13 protein-coding genes are annotated in these 24,884 nt (G+C 67.6%); 3 read left to right on the forward strand and 10 right to left on the reverse strand.

Annotated features, from left to right (window positions below):
* Nucleotides 1-195: 195 nt before the first annotated feature.
* The 8 genes from dxs to ngcE form a co-directional block, all read right to left on the reverse strand.
* Entirely contained in the window at nt 196-2,121 is a 1,926-nt protein-coding gene (dxs, locus tag OHA17_RS09895; protein WP_053729452.1) for a 1-deoxy-D-xylulose-5-phosphate synthase, read from the reverse strand.
* 177 nt (nt 2,122-2,298) lie between these two features.
* Complete coding sequence (locus OHA17_RS09900) at nt 2,299-3,603, reverse strand: sugar ABC transporter permease (protein ID WP_406505917.1); 1,305 nt, start codon at nt 3,601-3,603, stop codon at nt 2,299-2,301.
* Nucleotides 3,600-4,388: an ATP-binding cassette domain-containing protein gene (locus tag OHA17_RS09905; RefSeq protein WP_053729442.1), complete on the reverse strand. Its 789-nt coding sequence runs from the start codon at nt 4,386-4,388 to the stop codon at nt 3,600-3,602. The genes OHA17_RS09900 and OHA17_RS09905 overlap by 4 nt, the downstream gene beginning before the upstream one ends.
* A gap of 220 nt (nt 4,389-4,608) precedes the next feature.
* Complete coding sequence (locus OHA17_RS09910) at nt 4,609-5,709, reverse strand: sugar ABC transporter substrate-binding protein (RefSeq protein WP_406510679.1); 1,101 nt, start codon at nt 5,707-5,709, stop codon at nt 4,609-4,611.
* Nucleotides 5,710-5,842: 133 nt separating this feature from the next.
* The gene (locus OHA17_RS09915; protein ID WP_398881212.1) at nt 5,843-7,042 is read right to left on the reverse strand and encodes an ROK family transcriptional regulator; all 1,200 of its coding nucleotides are present in this window, start codon (nt 7,040-7,042) and stop codon (nt 5,843-5,845) included.
* A 227-nt stretch (nt 7,043-7,269) separates the two neighbouring features.
* The gene (locus OHA17_RS09920) at nt 7,270-8,166 is read right to left on the reverse strand and encodes a carbohydrate ABC transporter permease (protein WP_398881270.1); all 897 of its coding nucleotides are present in this window, start codon (nt 8,164-8,166) and stop codon (nt 7,270-7,272) included.
* 25 nt (nt 8,167-8,191) lie between these two features.
* On the reverse strand, nt 8,192-9,118 hold the full coding sequence (locus tag OHA17_RS09925; RefSeq protein WP_398881210.1) for a carbohydrate ABC transporter permease: 927 nt from the start codon (nt 9,116-9,118) through the stop codon (nt 8,192-8,194).
* A 45-nt stretch (nt 9,119-9,163) separates the two neighbouring features.
* Nucleotides 9,164-10,588 (reverse strand): N-acetylglucosamine/diacetylchitobiose ABC transporter substrate-binding protein, encoded by a 1,425-nt coding sequence (ngcE, locus tag OHA17_RS09930; RefSeq protein ID WP_398881208.1) that lies wholly within the window; start codon nt 10,586-10,588, stop codon nt 9,164-9,166.
* A gap of 485 nt (nt 10,589-11,073) precedes the next feature.
* On the opposite strand from ngcE, the gene OHA17_RS09935 reads away from it, so the two are divergent.
* Together OHA17_RS09935 and OHA17_RS09940 are read left to right on the forward strand one after the other, a co-directional pair.
* Nucleotides 11,074-14,910 (forward strand): GH92 family glycosyl hydrolase, encoded by a 3,837-nt coding sequence (locus OHA17_RS09935; protein ID WP_406505921.1) that lies wholly within the window; start codon nt 11,074-11,076, stop codon nt 14,908-14,910.
* Between the two features lie 93 nt (nt 14,911-15,003).
* Nucleotides 15,004-15,954, forward strand: coding sequence for an FG-GAP repeat domain-containing protein (locus OHA17_RS09940; RefSeq protein ID WP_406505923.1), 951 nt, complete (start codon nt 15,004-15,006; stop codon nt 15,952-15,954).
* Between the two features lie 68 nt (nt 15,955-16,022).
* Here the strand turns inward: OHA17_RS09940 and acnA are convergent, their stop codons facing one another.
* Nucleotides 16,023-18,752: an aconitate hydratase AcnA gene (acnA, locus tag OHA17_RS09945; protein WP_406505925.1), complete on the reverse strand. Its 2,730-nt coding sequence runs from the start codon at nt 18,750-18,752 to the stop codon at nt 16,023-16,025.
* Between the two features lie 424 nt (nt 18,753-19,176).
* On the opposite strand from acnA, the gene OHA17_RS09950 reads away from it, so the two are divergent.
* Nucleotides 19,177-20,703: a helix-turn-helix domain-containing protein gene (locus OHA17_RS09950; RefSeq protein ID WP_406505927.1), complete on the forward strand. Its 1,527-nt coding sequence runs from the start codon at nt 19,177-19,179 to the stop codon at nt 20,701-20,703.
* Nucleotides 20,704-20,791: 88 nt separating this feature from the next.
* Here the strand turns inward: OHA17_RS09950 and OHA17_RS09955 are convergent, their stop codons facing one another.
* On the reverse strand, nt 20,792-24,643 hold the full coding sequence (locus tag OHA17_RS09955) for an FG-GAP-like repeat-containing protein (RefSeq protein ID WP_406505929.1): 3,852 nt from the start codon (nt 24,641-24,643) through the stop codon (nt 20,792-20,794).
* Nucleotides 24,644-24,884 lie beyond the last annotated feature (241 nt).

Here is a 24,884-nt window from a genome sequence, read left to right on the forward strand (position 1 = left end):
TGACTGCTCGATCGATTTGGTCCGGAACAGACCGGTACTGGCCACCCGTGCACCTCCGCTAGCTCAACGTCCTCGCCATGATCGGGAGGAGTGGCGGTACGGGTACCGGGCTGGGCGCTTTATTCACGCGAACGGGCCGGACCGATCACCCGTACAGGGAGATCGGTCCGGCCCGTTGACCGAACGGTCACATCATCAGTCGCGGGCGGGCTCCACGGCGGCCCGGCTCTCCTCGAACCGGCCGTCCAGCTTCGAGACGAGACCGGTGACCTGACGCGCGATGTCCGGCGCGGTCAGGCCGATCTCCGCCATGACCTCGCCGCGCGAGGCGTGGTCGAGGAAGCGCGGCGGAATGCCGAAGTCGCGCAGCGGTACGTCCACGCCCGCGTCGCGCAGCGCCTGGCTGATCGCCGAACCGACGCCGCCCACGCGGCTGTTGTCCTCGACGGTGACGACGACGCGGTGCTGCTCGGCGAGCGGCGCCATGGCCTCGTCGACCGGCTTGACCCAGCGCGGGTCGACCACGGTCGTCGAGATGCCCTGGGCGTCGAGCAGGTCGGCGATCTCCAGGCACATCGGCGCGAGCGCGCCGACGGAGACCAGGAGCACGTCCGGGCGCACGGTCTCCGAGGAGGGCCGGCGCAGCACGTCCATGCCGCCGATGCGGCCGACGGCCTTGACGGCGGGGCCGACCGCACCCTTGGAGAAGCGCACGACGGTCGGGGCGTCCTCGACCTCGACGGCCTCGCGCAGCTGGGCCCGTACCTGGTCGGCGTCGCGCGGGGCCGCGATCCTGAGGCCGGGGACGACCTGGAGGATCGACATGTCCCACATGCCGTTGTGCGAGGCGCCGTCGGTGCCGGTGACACCGGCCCGGTCGAGCACGAAGGTCACGCCGCACTTGTGCAGGGCGACATCCATGAGGACCTGGTCGAAGGCGCGGTTGAGGAAGGTCGCGTACACCGCGAAGACGGGGTGCACACCGCCGGTGGCCAGGCCCGCGGCCGAGACCGCGGCGTGCTGCTCGGCGATGCCGACGTCGTAGACCCGCTCGGGGAAGGCCTTGGCGAACTTGTCGAGGCCGACCGGCTGGAGCATGGCCGCGGTGATCGCGACGATGTCCTCGCGCTCCTTGCCGAGCTTGACCATCTCCTCGCCGAACACGGACGTCCAGTCGAGGCCGGAGGTCGACACGGGCAGGCCGGTGTCCGGGTGGATCTTGCCGACGGCGTGGAAGCGGTCGGCCTCGTCCGCGAGCGCCGGCTGGTAGCCGCGGCCCTTCTCGGTGAGGCAGTGCACGATGACCGGGCCGCCGAAGCGCTTGGCGCGCTGCAGGGCCGACTCCAGGGCGTCGATGTCGTGCCCGTCGATGGGGCCGACGTACTTGAGGCCGAGGTCCTCGAACATGCCCTGCGGGGCGATGAAGTCCTTGAGGCCCTTCTTGGCGCCGTGCAGGGTCTCGTACAGCGGCTTGCCGACGACCGGGGTGCGCTCCAGGAGGTCCTTGCCCTTGGCCAGGAAGCGCTCGTAGCCGTCGGTGGTGCGCAGGGTGGCCAGATGGTTGGCGAGGCCGCCGATGGTCGGCGCGTACGAGCGCTCGTTGTCGTTCACCACGATCACCAGGGGGCGGTCCTTGGCGGCGGCGATGTTGTTCAGCGCCTCCCAGGCCATGCCGCCGGTGAGGGCGCCGTCGCCGATGACGGCCACCACGTGGTCGTCCTTCTTGAGCACCTCGTTCGCCTTGGCGAGGCCGTCGGCCCAGCCGAGGACCGTGGAGGCGTGGCTGTTCTCGATGAAGTCGTGCTCCGACTCGGCGCGCGCCGGGTAGCCGGAGAGGCCGCCCTTCATCTTCAGCTTCGAGAAGTCCTGCCGCCCCGTGAGCAGCTTGTGGACGTAACTCTGGTGTCCGGTGTCCCAGAGGACCTTGTCCCTGGGGGATTCGAAAACGCGGTGCAGTGCGATGGTCAGTTCCACCACACCGAGGTTCGGACCGAGGTGTCCGCCGGTCTTGGAGACCGCGTCCACCAGGAAGGTCCGGATCTCTGCCGCCAGCTGGTCGAGCTGCTCCGGGCTGAGCCGGTCAAGATCGCGCGGTCCCCTGATACGGGTAAGCAGCGGCACCCGTGCCTCCTTGCATCCGTGCTGGTCGAGCATGCCGATCCGTTGAGTCTAATGTTCCGCCCGCGACCGTGGTCGCGGGGCGGTGCGTTCCGCGTCACCCGTGCGGCTGACGGGCACTGCAACGCGCAGACGTGCCCGGCACCTCAGGGGTACCGGGCACGTCTACAAGCGGGCAGGTCAGGCGCGGCCCGCGGACTTCTGGGTCTTGCGGGTGACGGCGTCGATGATCACGGTGATCAGGAGCACACCGCCGGTGATCATCTGCTGGATCGCCGCGGCGACGCCTTCGAGGGCGAGGCCGTACTGGATCGAGGTGATCACCAGCACGCCGAGGAGCGCGTTCCAGGTGCGGCCGCGGCCGCCGAAGAGGCTGGTGCCGCCGATGACGGCCGCCGCGATGGCGTTCATCAGGAGGTCGCCGCTGCCGGCGCCCTGGTTGGCCGCGCTGATCTTGGAGGCGATGAAGAGACCGCCGACCGCGGCGAAGGTGCCGGAGATCGCGTAGACCGAGGTGCGGACCGTCACGATGTTGATGCCGGCCCGGCGCGAGGCCTCGACGCTGCCGCCGAGCGCGAAGATCTTGCGGCCGTACGAGGTGCGGCGGAGCACGAAGTCCGTGAGGATCAGCACCGCAAGGAAGATCACCACGGCCAGCGGCAGGCCCTTGCTCTGGTTGAACATGTACGCGGCCGCGAACGCCACCACGGCGAGCAGCGCCGTACGCAGCACGATCTCGCCGAGCGGGCGGGACGGGATGCCCGCGGCCTCCCGGCGGCGGCTGTCGGAGAAGGCCGACAGGAAGAACGCGGCGACGGCGACCGCGGCCGCGCCGTAGGCCACCGCGATGTCGCTGAAGAAGTAGTTGGACAGGTTGTAGAAGACGCCCGAGTCGTTGGTGTTGATCGTGCCGTTCTCGCCGAGGATCTTCAGCATGAAGCCGTTCCAGAACAGCAGACCGGCCAGCGTGACGGCGAAGGCGGGAACACCGATCTTCGCGAAGATGTAGCCGTGGATGGTGCCCGCGACCGCACCCGTGAGGATCGCCAGGACCAGGGCCAGCCACTCGGACATGCCGTGGGTGATGTTGAGCACCGCGAAGGAGGCGCCCGCCACACCGCTGACCGAGCCCACCGACAGGTCGATCTCGCCGAGCAGCAGCACGAAGACGATGCCCACCGCGATCATGCCCGTGCCGACCATGGCGACGGAGATGTCGGAGAGGTTGCCGGCGGAGAGGAACCTTGAGTTCAGGCTCTGGAAGACGATGCAGATGATGACCAGGCCGACGATGACGGGCAGCGCGCCCAGGTCACCGGCCCGCACCTTGCGCTTGAACTCGCCGAGGTAGCCGGCGAAGCCCTGCTCGCGCACGAGGAGGCGGGGGTCGACGGCGGTGGACGCCGCGTCCGCCGCGGGCGGCGCGTCCACGGGAGCCGCGTGCGGCTTGCCGAGGTCGGTCGGGGAGGTCTTGTCGGTGTTCACTTCTGAGCCTCCGCGTTGCGCGCCGCACGGCGGGTCACGGCGTTGTCCGTGGCTCCGGTGATGGCGGAGATGATCTCTTCCTGCGAGGTGCTCTTCACATCGAAGACACCGTTGTTCCGGCCGAGCCGGAGCACCGCGACCTTGTCGGCGACGGCCTTCACATCGGCCATGTTGTGGCTGATGAGGACGACCGCGTGGCCGCGCTCGCGCAGCCGCTCCACCAGGTCCAGGACCTGGGCGGTCTGCTCGACGCCGAGCGCCGCGGTCGGCTCGTCGAGGATGACGAGCTTGGGCTCGCCGAGCATCGAGCGGGCGATGGCCACGGTCTGGCGCTGGCCGCCGGAGAGCGAGGCGATCGGGATGCGCACGCTCGGGATGCGGATCGACAGCGTGGTGAGCAGCTCGCGCGAGCGGCGCTCCATCTCGACCTCGTCGAGGACGCCGCGCTTCTTCAGCTCACGTCCGAGGTAGAGGTTGCCGACGACGTCGATGTTGTCGCACAGCGCGAGGTCCTGGTAGACGGTCGCGATGCCGAGGGTCTGGGCGTCGTGCGGCTTGGCGATCTGGACGGCCTTGCCCTCCCACTCGATGACGCCGTCATCGATGGGGTGCACGCCGGCGATCGTCTTGACCAGCGTGGACTTTCCGGCGCCGTTGTCGCCCACCAGGGCGACCACTTCACCGGCGTGGACCTCAAGCTCTACGTCGGTGAGCGCCTGAACGGCACCGAACCGCTTGGAGACCCCGCGCAACGCCAACACGGGCGTAGCGGACACGTGAACCATCTCCTTCGCCGCCTGACCGGCGGGGATGCCGCGCCCGAAGGGGTGGGGGCGCGGAGGTCGAGCAGAAGAGAACAGAAGAGAACCGAAGGGAACTCGAAGAAGGGGAAACGTTCCGTCCGGCGCCCGCGCCGCAGCGGGGCTGAAAAGGCGGGCGCGGGGGCGCCGGAGGAGCCTTCGGAGTGCTCAAGTCCCTTGTACGGAAAGGGACTTGGCGGGGGACCTACTTGAGGCCGAGCGCGTCGCAGGCGGCCTTGTAGTTGGCCGTGCAGATGTCGGCGATCGTGTAGATCTTGTCCTTGATGACGGTGTCCTTGATGTTGTCCTTGGTCAGCGAGACGACCGGGACGATCGTGGACGGGACGGCCTTGGTGGTCGGCGAGTCGACCTTCTTGGCGTCCAGCGAGCCGAGGTCCTGGCCCTTGGCGAGCTTGACCGCCATCTCGGCGGCGATGGCGTCCTCCTGCGGGTAGGACTTGTAGACGCTCATGTACTGCTCGCCCGTGATGATCCGCTGCACACCCGCGAGCTCGGCGTCCTGGCCGGTGACCGGCGGGAGCTTGGCGAGGCCGGCCGCCTTGAGGGCGGTGATGATGCCGCCCGCCATGCCGTCGTTGGCGGAGTAGACGCCGATGACCTTGTCCTTGCCGAGGGCGGAGAGCGCGGCCTCCATGTTGGAGTTGGCGTTCTCGGGCTTCCACTCCTTGGTGTCGTACTCCTTCCCGATGTTCACCTTGCCGTCGAGCTCGGCGTGGGCGCCCTTCTTGAAGAGCGCGGCGTTCGGGTCGGTGACGGCGCCGTTCATCATGACGATGTCGCCGGACTTGGCCTTGTCGCCCAGGGCCTGGAGGAGGGCCTTGCCCTGCACGTGGCCGACTTCCTCGTTGTCGAAGGACACGTAGGAGTCGATGGGCCCCTGGGCGAGGCGGTCGAAGGCGACGACCGGAATGCCGGCTTCCTTGGCCTTCTTGACCGAGCCCGCGACGGCCTTGGCGTCGACCGCGTCCACGATGAGCGCGTCCACCTTGTTGGTGATCATCGTGTCGGCCTGCTGGTTCTGGGTCGTCGCGTCCTGCTTGGCGTTCGCGTAGACGATCTGGCCCTTGCCGTTGGTCAGCTCCTTGACCTTGGCCTCGATCAGCGGCTTGTCGAACTTCTCGTAGCGCGCGGTCTGGTTCTCGGGGAGCAGCAGGCCGATCTTGAGGTCGTCGCCCTTCTTGGCGCTGCCGGACGACTTGGTGCCGCCGGACTCCTTCGCACTGCCACAGGCGGCGAGCGAGACGGCCATCGCGGTGGCGGCAACGGCTACAGCGGCACGACGCATGTTCGTGTTCACTTCAGAAACCTCCCTGACGAGGCCGCGACGTTGCGGCCGAGGTGGCTGGAAGTCAACTCGGCGTTAAGCCCACCGTCAAGGAGTAAATCCTTAACGAGATGACAACGGTGCCATCCGTTATCTAAGTGAAGGCAGGCGCCGAGGCGGGGAGAGCACTGTCCAACAGGGTCGAATCCCCCATTTCACTCAGTACGAGAGCAAGCGCGCCGAGCACTTCCGCACGGCCGCCGAGCGCCCCCGGAAGAACCGACAACTGCCGTGCGGCGCTGGGGATCGCGTACCGCGACACGGAGTCCCTGATGGGCCCGAGCACGAGCTCTCCGGCCTCCGCGAGGTCACCGCCGAGGACCACCCGGCTGGGGTTCAGGAGGTTGCAGAGGTTGGCGACGCCGCTGCCGATGTGGCGTCCGACGTCGGCGATGACACGGCGGCAGCCGGGGTCGCCCTCGCGGGCCAACTGGACTACGCGCTCCATCGTCAGGTCCGCTCCGTGGCTGGATTGCAGCAGGGGGAGCACATAGCGAGCCGCGGTGAAGGTCTCCAGGCAGCCTCGGTTGCCGCAGCGGCACACCGGGCCCGACTCGTCCAGGGTGATGTGCCCGATCTCGCCCGCGGTGCCACCGGGCCCCCGGTAGATCTGCCCGTCTATCACCAGGCCCGCGCCGACACCGCTCGCGACCTTGATGTACGCCAGGTCGCGCACCCCGCGGCCGCTGCCCCAGACCAGCTCGCCGAGCGCGCCCAGGTTGGCGTCGTTGTCGACGTACACCGGGACACCCAGGCGCCCGGAGAGCTCCTCGCTGGGGTTGATGCCGGTCCAGCCCGGCAGGATCGAGGTGGAGCCGAGCGTGCCGGACTCCACGTCGATGGGTCCCGGCACGCCCAGGCCAACGCCGATGACCTTGTCCTGGCCGATGCCAGTGGCCGCGATCAGCCGCTTGACCAGCTCTTCCGCCCGGCCGAAGCCCTGCGCGGAGGAGGCGTCGACATCCAGCGGCTCGGACTCCTCGGCGAGCACCTGGTGGGCCAGGTTGCCGACCGCCACCCTCAGGTGCGTATGGCCGAAATCGACGCCGATGACGATGCCGGCCGAGCCGCTGAGCGAGACGCTGCGGGCCCGGCGGCCGCCCGCCGAGGTGGGGGTGACCTCGACGGTCCCGCCGTCCTTCAGCTCGCGGACGATGTTGGAGACGGTGGCCGCGGACAGGCCGGTCGTCCTGGCGATCTCGGCCTGGGTGAGCGAGCCCGCCATGCGCACGGCCCGTACGACCCGCTCAAGGTTGGCCCGGTGCAGTGACGTCTGCGACCCCGGAGTCTCCATCGACTCATCCACTCCCGCCGTAGGCGGGCGGCACGACGGCCGCCCCTGCACGGAGCCGCAGCAATGAGGCCCCGTCTTTTCTCCAACATGTGAACTCTAAGCTCAGCCTTACGGGTGGTCTCCCGTCAAGACCTGAGCAGATGCGGAGCGGATCGGGGAAACGCGCGACCGCCCGCGGGCGCGGGGCCCACGGGCGGTCGGGAGAAGCGGGTGGAGCTACGGTCCGGCTACTTGAGCGCTCCCGCCGTCAGGCCCGCCTGGACCTGCTTCTGGAAGACGATGTAGACGGCGAGCACGGGGAGCATCGCGATCGAGAGCCCCGCGAAGAGCGCCCCCCAGTCGCCCTGGTAGCCCTGCTGCACGGCGAGGTCCGCGAGGCCCTGGGTGAGCACCCAGTTCTTGGTGTCGCCCTGGTTGAGCACCAGGGGCAGCAGGTACTGGTTCCACTGGCCGAGCACGTTGAAGATGCCGATGCTGATGATGCCGGGCTTGGCCATCGGCAGCATGATCTGGAAGAACGTGCGGGTGTGCGAGGCCCCGTCGATCAACGCGGCCTCGGCGACCGTGGTCGGCAGCGTGCGGAAGAACGCCGTCATGAAGAACACCGTGAACGGCAGTGAGTACGCGATGTAGATCAGGACCAGGCCGGGCAGCGTGTTCAGGATGCCCAGGTTCTTCGTGACGAAGAAGAGCGGTACGAGCACCATCACCACGGGGAAGGCCATGCCGCCGACGAACAGGAAGTAGATGAACCTGTTGCCGGGGAACTCGAACCGGGCGAGCACATAGGCCGCCATGGAGCCGAGCAGCATCGTGCCGAAGGTCGAAAGGCCCACCACGAACGCGGTGTTGAGGAAGTACTGCCCGATGTTCGCCTTGCTCCAGGCCCGCGACCAGTTGTCGAAGTGGAGCTCGGTGGGCAGCGACCAGGGGTGGGTGAGGATGTCGCCGGAGGTCTTGAACGAGCTCCACAGCGCCCACAGCAGGGGCACGCCCACCATGAGCGCCCAGACCAGGAGGAACACGTGCGAGAAGGCGTTGAGCACGCCCCCCTCGCTGCTGCGCCACTTCCAGCGGGCGGCGCTGGCGGCGGGTGCGGACGACTGCTCGCCGTCCACCTTCATCGTTTCGGTCGTCATCGCGCCACCCCTAGAATTCGATGCGCTCGCGGCGCGACAGACGCATGCTGAGAATGGCGAACACCAGGGTCACGATGAGCATCGCGACACCCATGGCCGCGGCCATTCCGTACTGGCTGTTGTCCCGGAACGCCGTCTTGTAGAGGAGCAGCGGGACCACGTCGGTGGATTCGTCGGGGCCGCCGACGTTCACGGACATCAGCTGTACGTAGATGAAGGCGTCCATGGCGATGATGCCCATGTAGACCCAGGCGGTGGCCACCGTGTCCCGCAGCAGCGGCAGGGTGATCCGGAAGAACGTCTTGACCCGCGATGCGCCGTCCAGGAGGGCCGCCTCGTAGATCTCGCCCGGAATGGAGGCCATTCCGGCGGAGAACAGGACGACGTAGAAGCCGACGTTCGCCCAGACCATCACGACCATGATGCAGATCAGCGCGATATTGGAATCGCCGAGCCACGACTGCTGGAGCGAACTCAGACCGATGTCCGCCAAAAGCGAGTTGAGCATCCCGTTCTGGGGGTCGGGGTTGTAGATCTGCTGCCACAGGATCGCGATGATCGTGATCGAGAGGACCTGCGGGAAGAAGAAGATCACCTTGTAGAGGCCGGAGCCCCGCACGCCGGCGACCCCCGCAGAACCTTTGCGGCGGCCGCCGACATTCAGCATGAAGGCGAAGAAGAGACCGAAAGCCAGCGTGACGACCGGCACGCACAGGAGCAGAAGGACGTTGTGCCACAACGCCTTCCAGAAGAGGTCGTTGTGGATCAGCTTCTGATAGTTGTCCAGCCCGATGAAGTTCTTCTCGGGGGTCAGTCCGCTCCAGCTCGTCATCGAAATCTGGAAGTCCTGGATGAACGGCGAGATCACGAGGACCCCGTACAGCGCCAGGGGAATTGCCAGGAATCCGATGATGAACCGGTACTTGCCGTGTCGCATGTCGCCGGTCGCTCTCGTCTCAGCCAGTAGTGGTAAGCGGCCTCGTCAGAGGTGCTTGAACTTCGGGACGGAGGAGTCCTTCTTCGTGTCGTCCGACGCCTTCTGGGCCTTGTCGATCCACTCGGTCGCCTTGATCTTGCCCGAGAGCAGGTCCAGGGTCAGGTTGCCGATGGTCTCGTTGTTGAGCTTCTTGTACCAGTCCTGCAGGCGGGAGTTGAGCACGTTCGGCCCGGCCGCCTTCAGGGCGGCGTTCGCCGAGGTGAGACCCGGGGTGAGGGTCAGTCCGTCGGCGGCGCCCTGGACGCAGGTCAGCGACTTGATGGCGTTGGTGAAGTTGGTGGTCTGCTTCTTGCTGAGCATGATGCGAAGCAGTTCCATGCCACCGACCGGGTTCTTGCCGTCCTTGGCGACGATGAAGGGCTCGCCGGCCGCCGCGTACAGGGCGCCGAAGGGCAGCTTGTCGCTGGGGCCCGAGCCGATGAGGGAGCCGACCGCGAGGTCGAAGTCCTTCGGCATGGTGGGCGCCGCCTCGTTCTCCACCCAGGAGCCGTCGGCCACCATCGCGGCGCGGCCCTGCGTCCAGGCGGTCTGCATCTGGATGTGGGTCATGCCCTCGGAACCCTGCAGGAAGTAGCCCTGGCCGGCCAGCTCCTCGTAGTACGTGATGACTTCCTTGACCGCGTCCGTCTTGAAGGCGCCGTCGTCGAGGTTGTCGATCGCGTTGAGGGCTTCCTTGCCGCCGATCTTGCCGATCTGGTGCAGCAGGTCGAAGTGCACGTAGTACGGGTACTTGCCCGGGTACGTGAAGGGGGCGATGCCCGCGGCCTTGATCTTCTTGCAGAGCGCCAGCATGTCCGAGAAGGTCTGCGGGTACGTCCAGCCCTTCTCCTTGAACAGCTTGTTGGAGTAGAAGGTGCCGTAGACGGTGAACGCGTAGTTGAACGCGTACATCTCCTTGGAGCCGAACTGGCCCTGCTCGACGGTGCCGGCGATCAGGACGTCGCGGACCTTCTTCGACGGGTCGTCGATGGTCGGCGCGTCCAGGAGCGGGGTGAGGTCCTGGAGCTTGCCGGTCTTGGCGAGGGCGGCGGTGTCGAGGTTGTCGGCGCCGGAGTTGTCCATGAAGTCCGGCGGGGTGCTGCTCGCGAAACGCGGCTGGAGCTTGGGGCCGATCGCCTGCGTTCCGGTGTGCTTGATGGTGATGCCGTACTTGGCGTTGTAGTCGGCCTCGGCGGACTTGATGTAGTCGTCGCCGAAGCCGCCCTTGAAGACGAACGCCTCAAGGGCGGTGCCCTTGTTGACGCCGAGCGGATTGTCCGCCGACTTGGTGCCCTGGGAGCTCGGCTTCTTGGTGCTGTCACCGCTGTCGGAACTGGCACACGCGCTCAGCAGTGACGTCGCCGGCACTGCCAGCAGGCCGATTGCCATGGCCCGCTTGAGTGCGTCACGGCGGTTGATCTCGGATCCCATGCTCAAGTCCTCGCCTTCTCCAGGACTCATGCGGTGCAGCGGAATCCGCCGACGCCCGCGAACAGTTGAAGCGTGAGTGATGCCGTACATCCATCGCGGAGGCTGCCCGGTCCCGGGCCGACCGGCCCGCACGCGGTTCCCCCGCCCGCGTTCAGCGGGTTGCCCGGACGCCGACAGGTATAGTCCACTTCCCGTCAACTGAGCAAGATCGAAAGCATGGTTGGCCGACAGTCTTTCCCGAGTTGAGACCTCGCGGATATATCCATTGGTACGTACCAACGTGGAGGAGGCTGCTGCTTTTGACGCGCATTACACACCTTGACGGCCGCATTGCCCCGGATGATTCAGGCCATCCATTCCTTCCCAACGCCCTTGACACCAACCTGCACTTGCCGCGCTACTGGATCCTGCGTTTCTACTCTGACAACGTTGTCCACCTCGCACTTGCCGACTGAGACCGGCTTGCGCCGAAGGAAAGGGCTCGCATGCTGCCCAGATCCCGGTACCGACGAGGACCGGCGGCCGCCCTCGTGGCGGCCTCGTTCCTGCTCGTAGTGACGGCGCAGTCCGCCGTCGGGGCGCCGTCCGCGACCGCCCAACCGCCGGATGGCGGCGGCCGGTTCAGCACCTCGTTCGAAACGGGCCAACCCCAGCCGGACTGGACCAATACCGTCGATACGGACCGCGCGGGGAACAAGCGGGCCTCGGGCGTCGACGGCGGCTTCACCAGCGGCATACCGGGCAATGTGACCGACAGGGTCACCGACGTCCGGGCCAGCGCCGAGAACACCGACGGCGGCGAGGTGAAGGAGAACCTCGTCGACGGGCAGCCCAGCACGAAATGGCTCGCCTTCCAGCCGACGGCTTGGCTCGAATTCGACCTGTCCGAACCGGTGAAGACGGTCACCTACGCATTGACGTCCGCCAACGACGCCCCCGAGCGGGATCCCAAGGACTGGACCCTGAAGGGCTCGGCGGACGGCAAGGACTGGAAGACCCTGGACAGCCGCACCGGCGAGAGCTTCAAGGACCGCTTCCAGACCAGGACGTACGACTTCGCGAACACCACGGCGTACGCCCACTACCGCCTGGAGATCACCGCCAACGGCGGCGCCCCCATCACCCAGCTCGGCGACATCCAGTTCTCCAACGGCGACACCAGCACCCCCACCCCGCCGGACATGCTGACCGCGCCGGACCGGGGCCCCGGCGGCTCCCCCACCGCCAAGGCGAACGCGGGCTTCACCGGGAAGCGGGCGCTGCGCTACGCCGGCACCCACAAGGCGGACGGGCGGGCCTACTCGTACAACAAGGTCTTCGACGTCAACCTCCCCGTCGGGCGGGACACCGAGCTCGACTACAAGATCTTCCCGTCGATGGCGGAGACCGACCTCAGCTACCCGGCCACGAACGTGTCCGTGGACCTGGCCTTCACCGACGGCACCTATCTGAGTGACCTGAAGGCCCTGGACTCGCACGGCGGACCGCTCAGCCCGCAGGGCCAGGGCGCCGCCAAGACGCTCTACGTCAACCAGTGGAACCAGGTCTCCTCGGTGATCGGCACGATCGCCGCCGGCCGGACGGTGGACCGGATCCTGGTGGCGTACGACTCCCCCAGGGGACCGGCCAAGTTCCAGGGCTGGATCGACGACCTCTCGATCGCGCCGAAGCAGCCCGAGAAGCCGCTCGGGCACCTCTCGGACTACGCGCTCACGACCCGCGGCACCAATTCCAGCGGCTCGTTCTCGCGCGGCAACAACTTCCCCGCGACCGCGGTGCCCAACGGGTTCAACTTCTGGACCCCGGTCACCAACGCCGGTTCGCAGGACTGGCTGTACGACTACGCGCGGCGCAACAACGCCGACAACCTGCCCGCCCTCCAGGCCTTCAGCGCCAGCCACGAGCCGAGCCCCTGGATGGGCGACCGGCAGACGTTCCAGGTGATGCCGTCGGCGGCGGCCGGCACCCCCGACGCCTCCCGGACCGCCCGCGCGCTGCCCTTCAAGCACGAGAACGAGACCGCGAAGCCGTACTACTACGGCGTCACCTTCGAGAACGGCCTCAAGACCGAGATCACCCCGACCGACCACGCGGCGATGATGCGGTTCACCTATCCCGGTGACGACGCGAGCCTGATCCTGGACAACGTCACCAACCAGGGCGGGCTCACGCTCGACCCGGCGACGCGCTCCTTCACCGGCTATTCGGACGTGAAGAGCGGCCTGTCCACGGGCGCCGGACGGCTCTTCGTGTACGGCGTCTTCGACACGCCCGTGACCGCGAGCGGCAAACTGCCCGGCGGCGGGGGCGCCGACGTCACCGGCTACGCGCGCTTCAAACCCGGCAAGAACCGCACGGTGACCCTGCGCCTGGCGACCTCACTCATCAGTGTGGACCAGGCGAAGGCCAACCTGGCCGCCGAGATTCCCGCGAAGGCCGGCTTCGACAAGATCAAGGACCGGGCGCGGCAGGCCTGGGACGACATCCTGGGCCGCATCGAGGTCGAGGGCGCCTCGCACGACCAGCTGACCACCCTGTACTCCTCGCTCTACCGCCTTTACCTCTACCCCAACTCCGGCTTCGAGAAGGTCGGTTCGAAGAACCAGTACGCCAGCCCCTTCTCGCCGAAGACCGGCGAGGACACCCCCACGCACACCGGCTCGAAGGTCGTCGACGGCACGGTGTACGTCAACAACGGATTCTGGGACACCTACCGGACGACGTGGCCCGCGTACTCCCTCTTCACCCCGAAGAAGGCCGGCGAGATGGTCGACGGCTTCGTGCAGCAGTACAAGGACGGCGGCTGGATCTCCCGCTGGTCCTCGCCCGGCTACGCGGACCTGATGACCGGCACCAGTTCGGACGTGGCCTTCGCGGACGCCTATGTGAAGGGCGTGAAGTTCGACGCCGAGGCGGCGTACGAGGCGGCCCTGAAGAACGCCACGGTCGCCCCGCCCTCCTCGGGGGTGGGCCGCAAGGGCATGGACACCTCCCCCTTCCTCGGCTACGCCCCGACCTCCACGCCCGAGGGCCTGTCCTGGTCGATGGAGGGCTATGTGAACGACTACGGCCTCGCGAAGATGGGCCAGACGCTGTATGAGAAGACGAAGAAGCCCCGCTACAAGGAGGAGTCGGCGTACTTCATGGGCCGCGCCCAGAACTACGTGAAGCTCTTCGACGCCAAGGCGGGCTTCTTCCAGGGCAAGGACGCGAACGGGCAGTGGCGCGTGGACAGCGCCAAGTTCGACCCGCGCGTGTGGGGCTACGACTACACCGAGACCAACGGCTGGGGCTACGCCTTCACCGCCCCGCAGGACTCGCGGGGCCTGGCCAACCTGTACGGCGGCCAGGCGGGCCTCGCCAAGAAGCTGGACGCCTACTTCTCGACGCCGGAGACCGCGTCGCCCGAGTTCGCCGGTTCGTACGGCAGCGTCATCCACGAGATGACCGAGGCGCGGGACGTGCGGATGGGCCAGTACGGCCACTCCAACCAGGTCGCGCACCACGTGACGTACATGTACGACGCAGCCGGTCAGCCCTCCAAAGCGCAGGAGAAGATCCGCGAGGTGCTGCGGCGCCTGTACAACGGCAGCGAGATCGGGCAGGGCTACCACGGCGACGAGGACAACGGCGAGCAGTCGGCCTGGTACGTGTTCTCGGCGCTCGGCTTCTACCCGCTGGTGATGGGCAGCGGCGAGTACGCGATCGGCTCACCCCTGTTCACCAAGGCGACCGTCCATCTGGAGAACGGCCGCGACCTGGTCGTGAAGGCGCCGAAGAACAGCGAGCGGAACGTGTACGTGCAGTCCCTGAAGGTCGACGGGAAGCCGTGGAACTCGACGGCGCTCCCCCACGACCTGCTCGCGCGCGGCGGCACGCTCGACTTCACCATGGGCGCGCACCCCTCGTCGTGGGGCACCGGCAAGAACGCGGCGCCGGTCTCCGTCACCAAGGACGACAAAGTGCCCGCCCCCGCGAGCGACGCGATCACCGGCTCCGGCCCGCTGTTCGACAATTCCTCGGCGACATCGGCGGAGTTCGGGCCGACGGACCTGCCAGTGAGCAAGGCCACGAAGGCCACGCAGTACACGCTCACCTCGGCTACAGCCGGAAAGGCGCCGTCCGCTTGGGTCCTCGAAGGCTCACAAGACGGGGTGAAGTGGACCGAGTTGGACAGGCGATCCGGCGAATCCTTCACCTGGGACCGGCAGACTCGGGTGTTCTCCATCCATTCGCCCGGTTCCTACACCCATTACCGACTCGTCCCGACAAAGACGGCTTCGCTGGCCGAAGTGGAGCTACTCGCCGCGTCCACAAACTAGTTGACACGCAAAGATCGCGTGAAAGGATCCAGAAGATCTCGCGTCGTGCCTCGACCAGGCGCGGCGCGTCTCTTCCTCGACATGGAGAAATACGTGGCCATACTTTCCGGCCGTAAGGGCGGTCGCGCCCTGTCCCGCATCGCCGTCGCAGCGATCGCAGCAGCTCTCGTCGGAACGACCGCGGGTGCGGCTTCCGCGGACAGCACGCCGTCCAGCGCGGCGAAGACGGCCCAGTCGGCGCAGAAGACCGCCAAGGCCAAGCAGTCCGGCTCCGCCGCCAACCGCTCCTTCGCGGCGGGCGACGAGACCCCGGCTGCCGAAACGTTCCCGCTGATCGCGGCGGACGGCTCGGGTCAGGCCTACCTCTACCCGCCGAACGGCTCGGGCGGCTTCGGTGACCGCAAGGCGCTGGGCGACTACAGCGAGTTCAGCCAGGTCACCAAGGTGGACAACAACAAGGACGGCGCCTTCGACGCCTTCTACGAGCTGTACACCAACGGCCACCTGGTCTTCGACAGCGTGGACGGCACCCCGAAGGACCTGGGCGCGGGCTGGGACGCCTACAACCTCGTCTTCTCGCCGGGCAACCTCGCCGGGGCTCCGGCCGACGACCTGATCGCCCGCGACAAGGCCGGCGTGCTGTGGCTCTACACGGCCAAGGGCGACGGCTCGTTCACCCCGCCCGTCAAGCTCGGCGGCGGCTGGGGCGTCATGACCAAGATCGCCGGTCGTGGTGACATGAACGGTGACGGCAAGGCCGACATCGTGGCCGTCGACAACTCGGGTGTTGCCTGGCTCTACCCGGGCACCGGCAACTGGGCCGCCCCGTTCGGCAACCGCGTCAAGCTCGGCGCGGGCTGGAACACGTACAACAAGCTCGTCGGCCTCGGCGACCTGGACTTCGACGGCAAGGTCGACCTCGTCGGCCGCGACGCCTCCGGCGCCCTCTGGTTCTACGCGGGCACCGGCACCACCAACGGCGCGCCCTTCAAGGACCGCGTCAAGGTCGGCACCGGCTGGAACGGCATGCGCCTGATGTTCTGATCCAGAACGTGGCACACGAGTAAGGCCCGCACCCCCAACCGGGGTGCGGGCCTTGCTCGTTGGGGTGCTTAGTTGCGGATCAGGTTCCGCAGCACGTACTGCATGATGCCGCCGTTGCGGTAGTAGTCCGCCTCACCAGGGGTGTCGATGCGGACGACCGCGTCGAACTCCACGCCCGTGTCGGTGGTGACCTTGACCGTGCGCGGGGTGCTGCCGTCGTTCAGGACGGTCACGCCGGTGAAGGAGAAGGTCTCCTCGCCGGTCAGGCCGAGCGAGGCGGCGGTCGCGCCCTCCGGGAACTGGAGCGGCAGGACGCCCATGCCGATGAGGTTCGAGCGGTGGATGCGCTCGTACGACTCGGCGATGACGGCCTTGACGCCGAGCAGCGCGGTGCCCTTGGCGGCCCAGTCGCGGGACGAGCCCGAGCCGTACTCCTTGCCCGCCAGGATGACCAGCGGGATGCCGGCGGCCTGGTAGTTCTGCGAGGCGTCGTAGATGAAGGAGACCGGGGCGCCCTCGACGGTGAAGTCGCGGGTGAAGCCACCCTCGGTGCCCGGCGCGATCTGGTTGCGCAGGCGGATGTTCGCGAAGGTGCCGCGAATCATGACCTCGTGGTTGCCACGGCGCGAGCCGTAGGAGTTGAAGTCGCGGCGCTCGACGCCGTGCTCCGTGAGGTACTTGCCGGCCGGGGTGTCGGCCTTGATCGCACCGGCCGGGGAGATGTGGTCGGTGGTGACCGAGTCGCCCAGCTTCGCCAGGACGCGGGCGCCGGCGATGTCGGAGACCGGGGTGGTCTCCATCGTCATGCCCTCGAAGTAAGGGGGCTTGCGGACGTAGGTCGACTCGGCGTCCCACTCGAAGGTGTTGCCGGTCGGGATCGGCAGCGACTGCCACTGCGCGTCACCCGCGAAGACGTCCTGGTAGGACTTGTTGAACATGTCCTCGCCGATGGCGTTGGCCACGACGTCGTTGACCTCGGCCTCGGTCGGCCAGATGTCCTTGAGGAAGACCGGGTTGCCCTCGGTGTCGGTGCCGATCTCCTCGGTGGTGATGTCGACCTTCATCGAACCGGCGATGGCGTACGCGACGACCAGCGGCGGGGACGCCAGGTAGTTCATCTTGACGTCGGGGTTGATCCGGCCCTCGAAGTTGCGGTTGCCGGAGAGCACCGAGGTGACCGCGAGGTCGTGCTCGTTGATCGCCTTCGAGATCTCCTCGTCCAGCGGACCGGAGTTGCCGATGCAGGTGGTGCAGCCGTACCCGACGAGGTTGAAGCCCATCTTGTCGAGGTACGGGGTGAGGCCGGCCTTGTCGAAGTAGTCGGTGACGACCTTCGAGCCCGGGGCCAGCGTGGTCTTGACCCACGGCTTGCGGGTCAGGCCCTTGTCCACGGCCTTCTTCGCGACGAGGGCCGCGGCGACCATGACGTACGGGTTCGAGGTGTTGGTGCACGAGGTGATCGCGGCGACGGTGACGGCGCCGTGGTCGATCTCGAACGAGGAGCCGTCGGCCAGGGTGACCAGCGTCGGGCGGCTCGGCACGCCGTTGGCGGAGGCCGGGGAGTCGGAGGCCGGGAAGGACTCCTTGCCCGCCTCGTCGTCCTCGTCGACGTAGTTGCGGACGTCGAGCGCGAACTGCTGGGACGCGTTCGCGAGCACGATGCGGTCCTGCGGACGCTTCGGGCCGGCGATGGAGGGGACGACCGTGGAGAGGTCGAGCTCCAGCTTCTCGGAGAAGTCGGGCTCGGCGGCCGGGTCCAGCCAGAGGCCCTGCTCCTTGGCGTACGCCTCGACGAGGGCGACCTGCTGGGCGTCGCGGCCGGTCAGGCGCAGGTACTTCAGCGTCTCGTCGTCGATCGGGAAGATCGCGGCGGTGGAGCCGAACTCCGGCGACATGTTGCCGATGGTGGCGCGGTTGGCCAGCGAAGTGGCGGCCACACCCTCGCCGTAGAACTCGACGAACTTGCCGACGACGCCGTGCTTGCGGAGCATCTCGGTGATCGTGAGGACCAGGTCGGTGGCGGTGGTGCCCGGGTTCAGCTCGCCGGTCAGCTTGAAGCCGACGACGCGCGGGATGAGCATCGAGACCGGCTGGCCCAGCATCGCGGCCTCGGCCTCGATGCCGCCGACGCCCCAGCCCAGCACGCCGAGGCCGTTGACCATCGTGGTGTGCGAGTCGGTGCCGACCAGGGTGTCCGGGTAGGCCTGACCGCCCCGCACCATGACCGTACGGGCGAGGTGCTCGATGTTGACCTGGTGGACGATGCCGGTGCCCGGGGGGACGACCTTGAAGTCGTCGAAGGCGGTCTGGCCCCAGCGCAGGAACTGGTAGCGCTCCTTGTTGCGGCCGTACTCCAGCTCCACGTTCTGGGCGAACGCGTCCTTGGTGCCGAACTTGTCGGCGATGACGGAGTGGTCGATGACCAGCTCGGCCGGGGAGAGCGGGTTGACCTTCGCCGGGTCGCCGCCGAGCTCCTTGACGGCCTCGCGCATGGTGGCGAGGTCCACGACACAGGGCACACCGGTGAAGTCCTGCATGATCACGCGGGCCGGCGTGAACTGGATCTCCTCGCTGGGCTGGGCCTGAGAGTCCCAGTTGCCGAGCGACCGGATGTGGTCGGCGGTGATGTTCGCGCCGTCCTCGGTGCGGAGCAGGTTCTCCAGGAGAACCTTCAGGCTGTAAGGGAGGCGCGCGGAGCCCTCGACCTTGTCCAGCTTGAAGATCTCGTACGACTCGTCGCCCACGCGCAGCGTGCTGCGGGCGTCGAAGCTGTTCGCCGACACGACAGTCTCCTTCATATATGTGCGCGTTCCACCACAATCCTGCCGCCACGACGTGTTGTCGATCCGCTAAGGTAAGGCTAAGTTAGGTAACCCTTACCGAGCGTCGGCTGCGGTGCGCCTCGGTAGATATCTCGATGTCGAGATAACTCTAGTACATGGCCGCCGGTAGGTCATGCGCGGGCGAGGCCATTCAGGGGCCGGAGGCGTCGGCGCCGGCTCGCGCCACACCCTCGACCTCGGGTTACGCGGTCACGCGACCCCGGGTTCCACACGCATGGCGTACGACATGCCTGGCAAGCGCATAAATGCCCCGCTTCCGGATGAATCCCTTCCACTTGCCGCCCTCGCGCGCGGACCGCAGTATCGGAATTGACGGTTCCTCACCCCGTTGGCCCACCTCAGCGCGAGCGGCATCTCATATCTGAGATAGCCTGCCCCTATGGCAGACGACTACCTCGTACGCATCGGCAAGCTCATCCGTGACGCCCGGCAGCACCGGGGCTGGACACAGACGCAGTTGGCCGAGGCTCTGGGCACCAGCCAGAGCGCCGTGAACCGCATCGAGCGCGGGAACCAGAACATCAGCCTTGAGATGATCGCGCGCATCGGTGAAGCGCTCGACAGCGAAATCGTCTCCCTCGGCTACTCGGGCCCCATGCACCTCCGCGTCGTCGGCGGCCGCCGTCTCTCGGGCTCGATCGACGTCAAGACGAGCAAGAACGCCTGTGTCGCGCTGCTCTGCGGCTCGCTGCTCAACAAGGGCCGCACCGTGCTGCGCCGGGTGGCCCGCATCGAAGAGGTCTACCGGCTCCTCGAAGTCCTCAACTCCATTGGTGTGCGCACCCGTTGGATCAACGACGGGACCGACCTGGAGATCGTGCCGCCGGCCCGGCTCGACCTCGACTCGATGGACGCGGACGCCGCCCGCCGCACCCGCTCCATCATCATGTTCCTCGGCCCGCTCCTTCACCGCATGGACAACTTCCGGCTTCCGTACGCCGGCGGCTGCGACCTCGGCACCCGCACCATCGAACCGCACATGATCGCGCTCCGCCGGTTCGGCCTGGACATCACGGCCACCGAGGGGATCTACCACGCCGTGGTGGAACGCACCGCGCCCGACCGTCCGATCGTGCTGACCGAACGCGGCGACACCGTCACCGAGAACGCGCTGCTCGCGGCCGCCCGCAACGACGGCGTCACCGTCATCCGCAACGCCTCCTCCAACTACATGGTCCAGGACCTGTGCTTCTTCCTTGAGGCGCTGGGCGTCCGGGTCGACGGCGTCGGCACCACCACGCTGACCGTGCACGGCATGGCCGACATCGACGTCGACGTCGACTACTCGCCCTCCGAGGACCCGGTCGAGGCGATGAGCCTGCTGGCCGCGGCCGTCGTCACCGAGTCCGAGCTGACGATCCGTCGGGTCCCGGTGGAGTTCCTGGAGATCGAGCTCGCGGTCCTCGAAGAGATGGGCCTCGACCACGACCGCACCGCCGAGTACGCCGCCGACAACGGGCGCACCCGGCTGATCGACCTCACCGTGCGCCCCTCCAAGCTGGAGGCGCCCATCGACAAGATCCACCCGATGCCGTTCCCCGGCCTCAACATCGACAACGTGCCGTTCTTCGCGGCGATCGCGGCGGTGGCCCAGGGCCAGACGCTCATCCACGACTGGGTCTACGACAACCGCGCGATCTACCTCACGGACCTCAACCGCCTCGGCGGCCGCCTCCAGCTCCTCGACCCGCACCGGGTCCTGGTGGAAGGCCCCACCCGCTGGCGCGCCGCCGAAATGATGTGCCCTCCGGCACTGCGCCCGGCGGTGGTCGTCCTGCTCGCCATGATGGCCGCGGAGGGCACGTCCGTGCTGCGCAACGTGTACGTCATCAACCGCGGCTACGAGGACCTGGCCGAGCGGCTCAACTCGGTGGGGGCGCAGATCGAGATCTTCCGGGACATCTGAGACACAGGGGCCGCCGCACTCCCGTCCGCACTCCTGAACGGAGGTCGGTCCACGATGCGGCGGCCCCTGTCGGGCTGCGGACGCTCCGCTAGCTGACGAGCTTCATGGCGCCCCAGCTGCTGTCCGGCCACATGGGCACCTCGGCGGACAGATGGCCCGCTCCGTCACCGGCGTACAGATGGAGGCTTCCGTCGCCCCAGACCGCCGCGACGTCCGTCTTGCCGTCGCCGGAGAAGTCACCGGCGATGAGGTGCTGGACCGAGGACCAGGTGTCGCCTCCGATCATCTGAGTGCCTGCGGTCAGGCTGCCTTGGCCATCGCCCAGATAGAGGTGAAGCGTGCCGTCGCCCCACTCGGCGAGGATGTCGGCGAACGAGTCGCCGTTGTAATCGCCCGCGGCCAGGAGCTTCATCGTGCCCCAGCTGTTCCCGGACCACATGGAGACGGCGGAGTTGAGGCCTCCTGTCCCGTTGTTCGTGTACAGGTGCAGGGAGCCGTCGCCCCAGATCGCGACCAGGTCGGTCCGGCCGTCTCCGTTGAAGTCGCCGGAGGTCAGCTGCTTGACGGAGCCCCATGTGGTGCCCTCGGGCAACTGCGTGGCGTTCGCACCGTCCAACCCGCCCTGCCCGGTGCCGGGATAGAGGTGAAGGGACCCGTCGGCCCACTCGCCGACCAGGTCGGCATTGCCGTCCCCGTTGAAGTCGCCCGTGGTCATGAGCTTCATGCTGCCCCACGTCTTGTCCCACATCTGAGGTCCGGCCGCGAGCCGTCCGCCGGAGTCACCGGCGTAGAGGTGGAGCGTGCCGTCGCCCCACTCGGCGGCGATGTCGGGCCGGGCGTCGCTGTTGAAGTCGCTGCGGCTGGAGGGGAGATAGGGCGAGCCCTCGACGGACTGGGCGGTTGCGGTCCAGCCGCGCTTGCTGAGGTCGCTCGGAGCCGCCAGGGTCACCAGATCACCCGTGGGGTTCTGGCCGGGGAATTCGGTGAGGCGGCCGTCCCAGGTGACGGCGAGCAGGTCGGGCCGTCCGTCGCCGTCCAAGTCGCCGTCGCTGGTGAGCGCGGGGTAGGACAGGGGGCCGATGCCGCTGCTGATCTGCCGGCGCGTCGCCGGGTCTGCGAGCCCCTTGGGGTCGCCGGCGCGGTTGGGGTAGACGTACACGACGCCACTGGCCCTGTCCCGGGCCCACAGGTCCGGCAGACCGTCACCGGTCACGTCCCCAGGAGCCACGGCGGTCATGGTGCTCCAGTCGCCGTTTCCAATCAGGACGGGGGCGAGAAGGCGTCCGCTGCCGTTGCCGGGGAAGAGCCAGAGCCTGCCGCCTTCGACAGTGATCAGGTCGTTGTGATGCGCGCTGTCGCCGTCCATGTTGCCTGCGGCAATGATCTGGCTGGCCTGCGACCAGTCGGATGCGTAGGTCGAGCAGTCGGTGACGGTGGTCACGCACTGCGGCCGGGTGACGGGGGTCGCCTGCGCCTTGGTGAAGTTGCCCGGGCCGGGGTTGAGATAGATGTACAGCTTGCCGTTCTTGAGGACGAAAAGGTCGTCCACGCGCGCCGCACCGTGCATGGCACCACGGTGGGCCAGGATCGCGCCCTTCCAGTTCTTGTCGGCAGTCGGGGCCTGCGCGGCCTTGACCGTGGAGCCCAGGGCCGGGTCGGCTCCCACCGTGTAGAGCACGATGTCACCGTTCTTGTCGACGATCGCCGTGTCCGGGACCCCGTCCCCCGTCAGATCGCCCGGCTCAACGGGAGCCGTGGGACTGTCGGGCACGTAGAAGGCGTACTCGTACGACTGCGAGTGGTTGCCAGCCTTGTCCACCGCACTGACGTCGACGAAGTTGGTGCCCCAGTGACTGGGCGCGAGCTTGATGGTCGCCGAGCCGTCGGTGGCCGCTACCGTGCTCGCGCCGCCCACCGGCAGCGAGGAGTTGAAGGCGTACTCGAAGTGGTCGACGCCGCTCGTGGCGTCCGTGGCGTGGAGGGTGAACTGGCCCTGGAATCCATCGCCCATGACGTGCGTGGTGCCGATCGCGGAACCGGCGGCAGGGTAGTCGTCCGAGGCGACCGTGGGCTGGCCCGGTGGGGTTCTGTCGACCTGGAAATGGCAGCCGGCGCTGGGGGCCGAGTGGTTGATCCCGTCGTCGGCGCGCACGTTCCAGCTGTAGGTGCGTCCGTCGTCGAGCGCGCCCACGGCTTTGTCGACGGTGGTGTTGTTGCCGACCCACGGGGTGCTCGAGTTCGCGTCGCCGGTCGCGATGATCGAGGCGCCGCTGGTGTAGTCCCACAGAGCGAACTGCCCCCGAACCTGCTGGCTGCCGTCCGGATCCGAGATCGTGGCCCGCAGATGGATGCCGTCGCCGGCGACATCGGTCGAGCCGATCCAACCGAAGGGCGCGGCCACGCCGCAGTCCGGCGTGGCCGGAGCCTGCGCGGCCGGGACGGTGGTGGCTGAAGTGGGCACGTTGGGAACGGAGTTGTACTGAACAGTGAGGCTCGGGTTGGTGGAGAACCGTTTGAACGCGTTCTTGTCTCCTTCATCGGCGGCGAAGACGCCCACCGAGAGACTGCTGCCCGCGTTCGCCACGGCCGAAGTGATGTCGGCGAGCGCCGGCTGATTGCCGGGGCAGTCGTTGTTCCGGGTCCCGGTGACCGATGCGCTCCCGATCTTCTCGTGCGTCGCCGGTGCGGTGTTCCAGGAGATGCCGGAGCCGAACGAGTCGGCGCGGTAGACGTTGACGCCGTACTTCTCACAACCTATCGATGCCGAATAGGTCTCCAGCATGTTCAGTGTGGCCGAACCGATGGTCTTGCCCGAGTAGAAGGAGGTGTCGAACTTGTAGAAGACGCGCTCGATGCCGGTGTCCGTCTGCCAGCCTTGGTAGCCGACTCCGGGGTCGTCCCACTTGGCGGTGTCCCAGGGCTCGGACTTGTGGGCCTCCCAGATGCCGCCCCAGGCCGTATTGCCGGTGTTGCGCGGTATCCAGTTCGGGTCGATATAGACGGGGAAGTGCGTGTCCGGCGCGGTCAGGAGCTTCTGGTCCGGCGTCAGGGTGATGCCGTCCCGGCCTGCCGTGGCCCGCAGGTCTTCCTGCTTGGCGCCCCCGGAAGGGCCGGAGGCCGTCGTGTCGGTGACGCCGACCGGGGCCGGGCTCTGCAGGAAGAGCGCCTGTGACTTCGCCGGAGCGAGGGCTGAGGTGCTTGAGTCCCACATGACGGGGGTGGGCGCAGAGAAGATCGTCGTCCCGGTGCTGTCCTTGGCGTCGAGGGCTCCGGTGCTGTCGTTCGTCAGCGTGAGACCGCTCGTCGCGGCGCTGAGGCGCACGGTGGCGAGCTTGGAATTGCGCGCCGCTTGCGGGGTCTTGACGATCAGTACCTGCGTGAACCCGCCCTGATCCTGCGCGGTGACACGGAGATCGACGTCCGGAAGCACGTTGGGATACAGCGCACTGGTGCCGGACAAGGTCGGAGCGGGTAGCGGGTCGGGCCAGGCCAGGGCCAGTTCCTTGCCATCAGGGGCGGTCATCTTGGCGAGCGGGCCGCTGCCTCCCGAGGAGAAGGCCAAAGCTGTGGGAGTCGCCGTGGTCGCGATCGTCCCGTCCGCGCTCCGACGGAGCCTTGCGTCGACCGGAGCCCAGGTCCCGCCCTTGTTGACCCGTACGGGCTGAAGGGTCTGGGTCTGGGTGAAGCTTCCGTCCGGATTGGCCGTCAAGGTGCTCGTCGGCGTCGTCGCCGCGCTCACAGGGACGGCGGCTCCCGCCGACTTGGCCTTGGCCGATGCCGAGATCGCTTCCGCCTGAACGGGGGCCGACGGCGTGTCGGGCGAACCAACCTGCCTGCTCTTGACGGAAGTTGACTCACCGTCGAAGGCCATCGCGACGCCGGTGCCGACAGTGAGAGGAATGAGCGCGGCGCCGACGGCCAGGCTTACAAGGGAGGCCATGCCCCGGCGTCTATGTCGGCTCTGTGTCTTCATGCTGCTCCTGACGTGCCTCTGCATTACCGATTTCCACTGCGGAATCCGCGAGCTTTCCGGAGCATATCCGGCACGAAGTTCAGGAGTTATCGATGGGGACCACAGAACGGGACACCGCGGGGTCAGGTCGCCACTTTCCCGGCACAGGTATGGCGAATTACCGTACATAATGCTCCAAGCTCCTCCTTGTCCTGACAACGGGGTGGCC

The organism is Streptomyces sp. NBC_00212, from assembly GCF_045206365.1.
Taxonomy (GTDB): domain Bacteria; phylum Actinomycetota; class Actinomycetes; order Streptomycetales; family Streptomycetaceae; genus Streptomyces.